We start from the raw sequence: 11,211 nt of genomic DNA on the forward strand, positions 1-11,211 counted from the left end.
CTACCTTTTAAGTTTATATACTTTAGCTGCTGGTTCTAAAATAACAGGCTCAAATGGTGTATCAGCGTAATTTTCTAGCACAAAAAGCTGAACATAGCTACTATTAAACATCTCCCTATCCATTATAACAAATCGCCCATAATCAACCATATAAATCAGATATATATCAGCTAAATTATCTATATTATGAATAGTTTTATTTAGCTTCATATTTTCATCATATTTAGTTTCAATATAACTATTTACCCTAAATTTCTGCCCACCTAGCTCAATATGCGTAGCATCATTTGAGATAATTATACCATTATCTAAAGCAATTCCATTTTGGGTTTGAGCAAAATTGGTCGCAATAACAAAAAATGGTTCAGCCCACTCCTTGCCATTTAGTAGATCAAGACGACTAAATTTAGCTACAACTGGGAAAATCCCCATCATTCTATCAGGTAAGAAATAATATATATCACGACTCTTTAGAGGCGGACTAAAAGTCTCTTTTTTAATATCACTTAAAAATTCTCCAAGCTCGATATAGTTATAATCTTTTAAAATTTGCTCTAAATTCTTACCGCCAAAGTTTTGCGTATAGCCTTTTTCAGTATATTCAACCTCTAATCGTGCCATATTAGCAGAATTTAATAGTGGCATAGTTAAAGCATAACTAACTGCATAGTTTTCTCTACCTAAATGTTTACCCCCATCAATTAATGTTTTTGTATCGCTATAATATCTAATCGCATAACCATAATCCCACCATGCCAAGGTATAATCATCTCTTTTTGCAATCTTGCCAAGCTTATCTAAAACATTCACTTCAGTTTTAAATAGTACGCTTGATGGTTTGTAATAATATATATGAACAATAGATGGAATCAACGCTACTACTGTAATAATAAAAGCTATTAAATTTATCTTTGCTATTTTGGCTCTTTTGAGTAAATAATATAACAAATATCCAAATCCCATCGCCACAATCGGTACAGCATAAATTGTAAATCTTAGCCCACCTTTAAGCGCTAAAAAACCAAGACCAATCATTGGAATAGCTACTAAAAATATTCTAAATTTAAAACATAGCAAAACATAGCCAATTACACCAGCAATAAACACACTCCAATGTCCGCTAATACGCTGAGTAAATAGATCTAAATCAATTCGCCCAGATTCCATAATTGTTTGATTAACATTATAAAAATAAAATGATACTGAACTACTATCACCAAGACTTCTAAATAGATAAAATTTAGCCTGAAACCATATCGGGTTTAATCCACCAAATATAACAAATAGCGCCAAAACAGATACAAAAAGCCCAATCATAACCCTAACGCTAAGTAAATTTGCCCTAAAATAAATCAAGCCAAAAAGCGCTATAATTAGCCCCAATCTAACTGCATAAGGCGCAGCAGTAATAGCTAAAATCATAAATAAAATCGCTTGATAATTCTTTAAATTTCTACGTTCTAAAACTACAGTATAAATAGCATAAAATAGCGTTATAGCCACGCATAGTGTATAGCTAGATGGATACCACCAATTATATGCCAACATTGAAAGCGAGATAATTAAAAAAGATATCAAATCGCCTTTAAAATGTAGTCTGATTATTCCCCAAATAGCAAAAAGTGGTAAAACAATTACCAACATATCAGTATCATAATATCCAGCCATTGTGCGATTGTAGTAGCTATTTGCGATTGATGCAAGGAGACTAGCAACGAAAAATTCTTTAACATGGCCAAATTCTTTGCCTATTAAAATTATTGGCACAACAATAAGCGAGGCTAAAAATATGCTTAAATAGACCATAATAGTCTCTAAGCTAAATGGCAAAACCTTACAAAGCAAAAATGTCAATGTAGAAAGCGGAGTACCATAGTAGCTAAGATCGTTTGGCTGGTGAAATCCAGCTATCATATCTCTAGCGCCTTCAGCATAAGCATATCCATCATTTGTGCTAATCATCAGCTGATTATTCCAAATAAAATCGCTATAATCTCCAGCCCACAATACCCACTCCATACGGCATAACAAAGCAAAAAGGTAGGCAATAATTATAAATATTGAAATTTGATATCTATTTAGAAGCTGCATATATCTCCTCTAATTCATTTATAAGATTTTTAGCTATTATTTTTTTGTCAAATTCTTTAGCTCTTATGATAGCGTTTTTTTCATAATATTTTACAAAGTTTGGCTCATCAATAGCTCTTTGCATAGCTTTTTGTGTAGCATCTTGATCGCCTACAGGAACCAAATAACCCCACTCATTCTCCCCTATTAGCTCTTTTGCTCCACTTTTATGCTCACTTGTAATTACTAGCTTACCGCACGCCAAAGCCTCAATTAAAGCATTTGAAAATCCCTCAAAAAGACTCACAAATACAAATGCATAACATTTTGATATATATTTATATGGATTATTATCAAAGCCAGGCAAAAAAACTCTATCTTCTAAATTTAGCTCTTTTATTAAATTTTCAAGTCTAGAGCGCAAAATTCCATCACCTAAGATTATTAAAGATTTATCACAATTTTTAAGTCTAGCATAGGCTCTAATTAAAAGTTCATGGTTTTTACCGCTATCAAGCCGCCCAACACTTAAGAAAAATTCACCCTTAAATTCTATAGGTTCACTAGATTTACGAGCAATATCATCAAGATCAAGTGCGTTATATAACACTCTCATTTTACGCTCATCAATGCCAAAATTATCCCGCAAATCGGCCAAATTACCAAGACTATTTGGATAGATAAAATCACCTTTTGGATATAGCCATTTAAGTAAAAATTTACTAATTCTAGACTTTAGTGTATCATTAGCATACAGTACCGATGGTGTTGAACACTCATTTAACACTAATGGGCGTTTATCTCCTAAAATCCTAGCTAAAGTTGCAACATAACAAGGGCGATTCATCCATACAAAATGCAAATCCACACCAAGTGCTAGGCAAAGTCGCTTATATTTTAATGCCAAAAATGGTAATTTTGCAAATTTAATCAGTCCATTTTCAAAAGGCTTAGAATTCTCCAAATAATATATTTTAACATCATGTGGGATTGGATAGGCGATGCGATCATTCATTAAAATTAGATAAATCTCATAACGCCCTACTAGCTCACTAAGCAGATTTGACACCACACGCTCAGCTCCACCGCCAGCCATTGAATATATAAATACTGCTAATTTTTTCATTATTTTCCTTTTAATTTACCGATTAATTCACTCCATTGGGAAATAATATTTTGTGGAGTAAATTTAGTTAAATTTATATTTTTTACCAAATTTTCTTTTAAATTTGGATCGCTTAGAACTTCACTTATGCATTCACTTAGCGCCTTAGGGCTAAAATCTTTAGCAATTAAAGCATCCTTTCTATGAGATAAAATCTCCATAGCTCCAGCTGTGGGTGTAGATATTCTAGCAACTTTATAAGCTGCAGCTTCATTTAACACATTACCAAAAGCTTCACTAAGGCTAGGCAAAACCAAAATCTCAGCCCTTTGATAGAGAGTCTCAACGCTCTTAATATGACCTAAAAATTCAATATTTAAATTTAAATTTTTAGCTAAATTTTCTAAATTTTGTCTTTGAGACCCCTCACCTGCAATAGCGATTTTATAATCTTTTAACAAATTTTTATCTACAAGAGCTAAAGCGTTTAGATATAGCTCATAGCCTTTTACTGCTTCAAGCCTACCGACACTTAAAATAAGTTTATCTTTTTTAGCTAAATTAACACCTAAATTTGATGAAATTTTAGCTAAGTTTTCAACCATAAATAGCGGATTATATATTATTTCACAATGCTTAACAAAACTGTAATAATCTTTATCTCTTTTACTTAAAACCACTAATGCATCGCAAAATCTATAACTAAAATTTCTAATTTTTCGCCAAATTTGCGAACTTAGTAAATCATAACTCACATGTTCAGTAGCTATAATTTTTTTTCCCATAAATGCTGTGGCAATTAGCACATTTATATTAGTTTGATCCATAAAAGTGATTATAATATCAGGTTTTGCACTCTTTATATAGGATCTAATTTTTAAAAATTTACTAAATTTGCTTACCCAGCCTTTTTGATTATAAATATCTAAATGAGTAAGCTTACCACTAATTTTATAGTGGTTTTGATTCTCTTCAAAGTAGATGGTCTCAATCTCATAATTTTTACTTAATTCACGGCTTAAAAGCTCTACTACACGCTCAGCTCCACCATTTCTAAGTGCAGAAATTACTAACATAATTTTCATTTTAATACTCTATTTATAAGATTTAACCACTCTTGAGTGATATTTTGAGGCATAAAACTAGCTCTATTTTTATAGCCATTTTGAGCAATTTTAGCTCTTAAATTCTCATCTTGTATAGCCAAGTTTAGCTTTTTAGCTAGACTTTGTGGGGTAAAATCGCTACTTATTAGCCCATTTTTACCATCTTCTATTAATTCACATGCGCCAACTGTAGGCGTAGCAATTCTAGCAACCTTATAAAAGCACGCCTCAATTAATACATTTCCTAACCCTTCGCTTCTTGAGCTTGAAACTATAATTTTAGCTCGCTTATAATAGCTTGATATATCGCTTACGCTTCCTTTGAATTTAACTCTATCGCTTTTAAACTCACTTTTCAATTTTTCAAACTCACTTCCATCTCCACAAATCTCCACACTAAAATCTCCAATATTGCAAAATTTAAGTGAATTTAAAAATATATCGCACCCTTTTACACTCTCAAGTCTACCAACAAAAATTATTAAATTTTCTTTTTTACTTTCATCAAAATCAGCACCAACCTCTCCAAAAAATGGATTATGAATCACCGCACGATTTTTGACATATTTATAATGTTCATAATCGTTTTTGCTTAAAAGTGATAAAGCATCACAAAATGGATATAGTAATCTTTTAGCCACTCTCCACTTTAAAGATAAAAAGCTATGCTCGCTATGTTCTGATATTATTAGCCTCTGTTTTAAGCCTAAATTTGCCATTAAACATAATAAATTTGTACTATCCATAAAGCTAATTATAAGATCAAACTCACCACTTTTAAAAATCTTACGCAATACAAAAATCTTGCTAATTACTCTTTTGAGATTACCTAAAATACCACTATTTTGTAAGCTTAGGCTTACTACACGCACTTGCTCATCAATCTCATAAAATGGCGCCTTGCTATCAAATTTAAAAATAGTTATTTCATGCTTAGAACTTAAATTATTTGCTAAAATACTTAGCACCCGTTCTGCTCCGCCAAATCCAAGCGTAGAAATCACAAATCCAATCTTCAAAAACGCCCCCTAATTTTAGCTATAAATATCGCCCTTTGTGCCAAATTAAATATCATAACAAACCCTACTAAATAACCAAGCCCACTCATCAAAGTACAACAGAGTAAAAACTCCAGCCAATTAGTTACACTTAACATATTTGAAATAGGATAAATTATTCCAGTAATTAAAGCAAAAACAGCAAGACATTTTATATAGATTGGATAAAATGTACTTAGTTTTAACCCCAAATTTGCCCCAGCATTTGCAATATCAAACAGACTAATCTTAAGCGCAATTCCAATGGTTATTACAATTGCTATCTCTTTGAGTCCAAACTCAAAAAAACTAAGCCCAATAAGCTGTATACAAAATACGCAAACAGCCATAAATAGCGTTACAAGTGCTGGTTTTTTCAGTTTATCAGTGATCAAATTTATACTAATTAATGGACGTGAACTAGCAAAAATAATAGATGGTACAAGCGAAATTAAAACTAGCTCATAAATAAATTCAATCTCCTCTTTGCTCTTAAATGGCAGCCAAAGTGTATAAAACTCATCAGCTAAAATCCCAAAAGTCGCAATCAATGGAAGCGAGACAAAGCTTACACTCTTAATAGCTAAAATAACCTCATCTTTAAGAGGCTTAGCGCCTGCATGCAAGGCAACCAGCCGTGGATTCCACGCTACTGCAGTAGTAACTACAAAACTCTCAATAATCATAGTAACTGAGCGAGAAAGCGCTAGTATCCCCATACTAAATGCACTAATAAAAATATTAACCAAAAGCAAGCTAGCACCACTAATAAGCACTTGACTAAGCATATTTAAGCTATTAAAAAGCCCGCTTCTAGCTAAAACATAGACAAATTTTGTTCTAAAAAGCTTGGAATTAAAGTGTAAATTTAGCCCAAATTTATGATTTAAAAATAGAGCACTAAAAAATACAAAAATTGAGGATATTAAAGCTGCAATTGCTGTGTAGTAAATCATAGCCTCAAACGCCCAAAATAACCCTAACACGCACCCAGCATAAATAGCAGTGGATATAGCATTGCGAATAGAGATTAAATACATCTGGTTTTTAATAAATGCATGCACGCTAAAAAGTGCATTAAATAGCCCAATACTAAAGTTGATAAAATATATTGCCATTGTAGCTCTTACATCGTTTAAAAGGGCCTGTGATATATTTATTATTGATTGAATTTTAACCAAAAACACAAACGAAACTAGCGCAACTATAAGACTAAAAATCAGATTAGCTACAATCACTGAACTATAAAATTTGCTAGCCCTAGCAAAATTGCCTTTATGATAGCTAGAGGCAATAAATCTACTAGCTACAGAGTTAATCACAAGTGTTAAGATAAATCCATAATTTACCAGCGAATTAGCAAGTGCTAAAAATCCATAAGCTTCATCGCCTAAAACACGCAAAATATATGGAGTAAGAAAAAAATTAATAGCTGTTTGTAGAGCAAAAACAATAATAGTTGTAAGCAAATTTAGATACATAACGGGCTATTGTTCCTTGAATATTTGGATAGATTTAGGTTGAATTCTAACTAAATTTAAATAATTCTTTGCTTTAATCAAAAATTATTAAAGTTAATAAATCTAAATTTAATATAAAAAATGTTAAATTTAGCACAAAAAATTTAAAAAACAAGCCCATATTTTGCCTAACTTTAAAAATAAATTTTGCAAATTTTTACTAAAATTTAGTCTTAAATTTAAGCCAAATTTGGGTAGCATTACGAATTCTAAAATTATCAAGGACAGTCTTATGGATTATTTGGAACTAGCTCATAAGTATCAAACACCGCTTTATGTGTATGATTTTGATCATATTACTACTCAATATGAGAGATTAAAAAAGGAATTTAATGCTAGAAAGTCACTTATTTGCTACGCTGTTAAAGCCAATTCAAATTTGAGCCTTTTAAAGCATATTGCTACTCTTGGTGGCGGGTTTGATTGTGTGAGTATAGGCGAAGTAAAAAGAGCCCTGCTAGCAGGCGTTAGTAACTATAAGATAATTTATAGCGGAGTTGGCAAGAGCGATGAAGAGATTAAAGAGGCTTTAAATTTAGATATTTTAATGATAAATTTAGAGAGCTTTGCTGAGATGCAAAGAGTTGAATTAATAGCCAAAGAGTTAGGTAAAAAGGCTAGAATCTCAGTTAGAGTTAATCCAAATGTAGATCCAAAAACTCATCCATATATCTCTACAGGATTACATGAAAATAAATTTGGTGTTAGTATAAATGAAGCTAGGAAAATTTATCTACATGCTCATAGAAGTGATAATCTAGATCCAGTTGGTATTCACTGCCATATTGGAAGTCAGCTAAGTGATATTAGCCCAGTTATTGAAGCAGCAAATATTACTAGCGATCTATTAAGAGAGTTAAGAGCAGCTGATATAAATATTAAATTCTTTGATATAGGTGGCGGTATTGGCATTAGATATAGTGATGAAAATGAGCCAAATTTATATGAATATGCTCAAGGAATTTTAGCAGCACTAAAGGGTCAAGATGTAACCATCATATGCGAACCAGGTAGATTTATAGTAGGAAATAGCGGAGAATTACTCACTCAAGTATTATATGAAAAAACTAATGGTGATAAGCGTTTTGTAATTGTCGATGCGGCTATGAATGATCTTATTCGTCCAAGTTTATATGAGGCTTATCATGAGATAATAGCATTAAAAGATGGAGATAAAACTAATTGTGATGTAGTAGGCCCAATTTGTGAAAGTGGGGATTTTTTAGGTAAAAATATAGAGTTGCCAAAGCTAGAACATGGTGATATATTAATAATTAAATCAGCTGGAGCATATGGATATTCAATGTCTAGTAACTACAATACAAGAGGCAGAGCTGCACAAGTCGCTATTGAAGGCGGCAAAGATCGCTTAATAGGCAAAAGGGAGAGCTTTGAAGATATGATACAAAATGAGAGAGAGTTTATATAATGTATTTTATCGATGTTCAAGGAACCTTAATAAGCGATAGCGATAAAAGTCCAATTAATGGCGCTTGTGAACTACTTAAGAAATTAAATCAAAAACAAATTCCATATGTAGTTATAACAAATAATACAAAAATTAAAAGTGATGAGTTTTTACAAACGCTAAGAGATAAAGGTTTGGCAATAAAAGATGGTGCTTATTTAGATCCATTTTGTGTATTAAATAAAACTATTTCACCTTGCCCTGTGGCGCTTTTTGGAGCTAATGAGTTTATTTCTACTATGCAAAATATAGGCTACACACAAGATTTTAGCAATCCAAAAGCAGTTTTAATAGCTAGCTGGGATAAATTTAGCTTTGATGACTTTGCTACTATCAACGAACTTGCCCTAAAAGGGATAAAAATTATAGCTATGCATGAGACTAGTATCTACAAAAAAAATGGTAGATTATATCCAGGAGTTGGCGCTATTGCTAATATGATTAGTTACGCTACTGGAGTGCAATTTAGCAGTATTGGCAAGCCAAGCTTAGGATTTTATACAGCTGCGCTTGAGCTTTTAAAATTGCAAAATCCTAAGGCTGAATTTAAAGATATAACAATAATTAGCGATGACGCAACTGGCGATCTTTATGGAGCTAAAGAGTTGAATATGAGTACGGCTTTGGTTTTAAGTGGTAAAATAGATAAAAGTAGTGCCGCAAATTTAAATAGAGATAAAATTGATAATATATATGATGATGTGAGTAAAATTTGGGAGATTTTAAAATGAGCATTGATGAGTTAAGAGTTGGCATCGATAAGATTGATAATGAGATTTTAGGCCTACTTAATCAGCGTATGGAATTTGTCAAAAAAATTGGCGAATTAAAGGTTGGTTCAAATGCTCCAATTTACCGCCCAGAGCGTGAAAGAGCAATACTAGAAAGATTAAAATCATTACCTAATAACACTCTAAGCAGCAAAGCTATCGAGGCGATATATTTAGAAATTTTTGCTGTTAGTCGCAATCTAGAACTACCACAAAAAGTAGCATTTTTAGGCCCAGTTGGGACCTATACACATCAAGCAGCTGAGAGTAGATTTGGGGCAATGAGCAGCTATACGCCAATCAGTTCTATAGAGGGTGTTTTTAGGGAACTTAACAATGGTGAGGCTAAATATGGAGTTGTACCAATTGAAAATAATACAGAAGGTGCTGTTGGGATTACCCTTGATTGCTTAAGAAAATATGAAAATGTAAAAATCGTAGCTGAAATTTATATGGATATTCACCATAGTTTTGTTAGTTTAAATGAGAATTTAAGCGATATAAAAAAGATATATTCTCATCCGCAAGGCTATAATCAGTGTCATAAATTTCTAGATGATCATAATCTAAATTCAATAGAGTTTATACCAACTAAATCAACTGCTCAAGCTGCCTATTTAGCCTCACAAGATCCTAGTTCAGCAGCAATCTGCTCTAAAATAGCCGCACATATAAACAAAGTGCCAATAATGTTTGAAAAAATCGAAGATAATATGGCAAATAGAACAAGATTTTTTGTACTAAGTGATTTTAAAAATATCAAAAGTAGCTGCAATAAAACCAGCATCCTAGCACTCACTGCTCACCGTCCAGGCGGCCTTGTAGAGCTGCTTAATATGTTTAAAGAGGGTGGAATAAATTTAACCAAGCTTGAGAGTAGACCAATCAAACAAAAAGATTTTAAAACGGTATTTTATATAGATTTTGAGGGGCACATCGATGATGAAAATGTCGAAGCAGTGCTAAAAAATGCTAGCCAAAACGGACATGAGATCACCTGGCTGGGTAGCTACTTAAACCAAGAAGGACAAGAATGAAATTTAATTCACAAATATCAAATTTACCAATATATGAAGCTGGCAAGCCAATCGAGCTTGTTATTAGAGAGTTTGGCATTGAGCCACAAAATGTAGTAAAACTAGCTAGTAATGAAAATCCACTAGGCTGTTCACCGCTTGCACTTGAAGCTATGAAAGAGTCAATCAAATGTGCAAATTTATATCCAGATGATAGCTATTATGAACTTAAAGAGTCTTTGGCAAATTTATATCATGTAAGTAGTAAAAATATTGTAATTGGTAGTGGTAGCGACCAAGTAATAGAGTTTATCATGCACGCAAAGCTTAATCCAAATACAGCAATGCTAAGTGCAGGTATAACTTTTGCAATGTATGAAATTTATGCTAAACATATTGGGGCTAAAATTTATAAAACCTCAAGTGCTGCACACAACCTAAATCAACTAAAAGAGCAATATCTAGCACACAAAGATGAGATAAAGGTTATATTTTTATGTCTACCAAATAACCCACTTGGTGAATGTTTAGATGCTAATGATGTATATGAATTTATATCTAGTGTTGATAGTGATACTATTGTAGTAATTGATGGAGCATATATGGAGTTTGCTAAATTTAAAGATAGCAAAAAAGCTATAAATCCAAGTGATATAGTAAAACTAAATAACTCTATATATCTTGGTACATTTTCTAAAGCTTATGGATTAGGCGGAATGAGAGTTGGCTATGGTATTGCAAATGATCAAATAATTACTGCCATTAGCAAGCTTAGAGCGCCATTTAATATTACAACTCCTAGTCTAGCAGCAGCCATTGCAGCTATTAAAGATCAAGCCTTTATAACGCAAACTTTAGAAAATAACTTTAAAGAAATGAAAATTTTTGAAAAATTTGCTACTGAGAATGGGATTGAATTTATTCCAAGTTATACAAATTTTATTACTTTTAAATTTGATACCAGTAGAGACTCAACTCAAATTTGTGATAATCTACTAAGACAAGGTATAATTTTGCGTAATCTAAAAAGCTATGGATTAAATGCAATACGCATAACAATAGGTACCAGCAAACAAAATATAAAAGTTTTAGAAACTCTTAAAAAGGAAATTTAATAGA

At 32.2% G+C, this 11,211-nt stretch carries 9 protein-coding genes; 4 read left to right on the forward strand and 5 right to left on the reverse strand.

Annotated features, from left to right (window positions below; genetic code table 11):
* The 5 genes from CIGNP103_RS04445 to CIGNP103_RS04465 are packed head-to-tail and all read right to left on the reverse strand — an operon-like array spanning position 1 to position 6,799.
* Complete coding sequence (locus tag CIGNP103_RS04445) at positions 1 to 2,091, reverse strand: STT3 domain-containing protein (RefSeq protein WP_086268655.1); 2,091 nt, start codon at positions 2,089 to 2,091, stop codon at positions 1 to 3.
* Entirely contained in the window at positions 2,075 to 3,196 is a 1,122-nt protein-coding gene (gene pglJ / locus CIGNP103_RS04450) for an N-acetylgalactosamine-N,N'-diacetylbacillosaminyl-diphospho-undecaprenol 4-alpha-N-acetylgalactosaminyltransferase (protein WP_086229773.1), read from the reverse strand. The genes CIGNP103_RS04445 and pglJ overlap by 17 nt, the downstream gene beginning before the upstream one ends.
* Positions 3,196 to 4,260, reverse strand: a complete 1,065-nt coding sequence (locus CIGNP103_RS04455; protein WP_086268656.1) for a glycosyltransferase — start codon at positions 4,258 to 4,260, stop codon at positions 3,196 to 3,198. Before CIGNP103_RS04455 ends, pglJ begins: the two co-directional genes overlap by 1 nt.
* Positions 4,257 to 5,300: a glycosyltransferase gene (locus CIGNP103_RS04460; protein ID WP_086268657.1), complete on the reverse strand. Its 1,044-nt coding sequence runs from the start codon at positions 5,298 to 5,300 to the stop codon at positions 4,257 to 4,259. Before CIGNP103_RS04460 ends, CIGNP103_RS04455 begins: the two co-directional genes overlap by 4 nt.
* Positions 5,297 to 6,799, reverse strand: a complete 1,503-nt coding sequence (locus CIGNP103_RS04465) for an MATE family efflux transporter (protein WP_086228514.1) — start codon at positions 6,797 to 6,799, stop codon at positions 5,297 to 5,299. The genes CIGNP103_RS04460 and CIGNP103_RS04465 overlap by 4 nt, the downstream gene beginning before the upstream one ends.
* A 271-nt stretch (positions 6,800 to 7,070) precedes the next feature.
* Here CIGNP103_RS04465 and lysA point away from each other — a divergent pair, with 271 nt between their 5' ends.
* Genes lysA through hisC form a run of 4 tightly spaced genes read left to right on the forward strand, consistent with a single transcriptional unit; the run spans position 7,071 to position 11,207 of the window.
* Entirely contained in the window at positions 7,071 to 8,267 is a 1,197-nt protein-coding gene (lysA, locus tag CIGNP103_RS04470) for a diaminopimelate decarboxylase (RefSeq protein ID WP_086268658.1), read from the forward strand.
* Positions 8,267 to 9,037 (forward strand): HAD-IIA family hydrolase, encoded by a 771-nt coding sequence (locus tag CIGNP103_RS04475; RefSeq protein WP_086240326.1) that lies wholly within the window; start codon positions 8,267 to 8,269, stop codon positions 9,035 to 9,037. The genes lysA and CIGNP103_RS04475 overlap by 1 nt, the downstream gene beginning before the upstream one ends.
* Entirely contained in the window at positions 9,034 to 10,113 is a 1,080-nt protein-coding gene (pheA, locus tag CIGNP103_RS04480) for a prephenate dehydratase (RefSeq protein WP_086228512.1), read from the forward strand. Before CIGNP103_RS04475 ends, pheA begins: the two co-directional genes overlap by 4 nt.
* Positions 10,110 to 11,207, forward strand: coding sequence for a histidinol-phosphate transaminase (gene hisC / locus CIGNP103_RS04485; RefSeq protein ID WP_086268659.1), 1,098 nt, complete (start codon positions 10,110 to 10,112; stop codon positions 11,205 to 11,207). The genes pheA and hisC overlap by 4 nt, the downstream gene beginning before the upstream one ends.
* The last annotated feature ends 4 nt before the right edge of the window (positions 11,208 to 11,211 follow it).

The sequence above is a fragment of the Campylobacter sp. P0103 genome (assembly GCF_002139545.1).
Classification (GTDB): domain Bacteria; phylum Campylobacterota; class Campylobacteria; order Campylobacterales; family Campylobacteraceae; genus Campylobacter; species Campylobacter devanensis.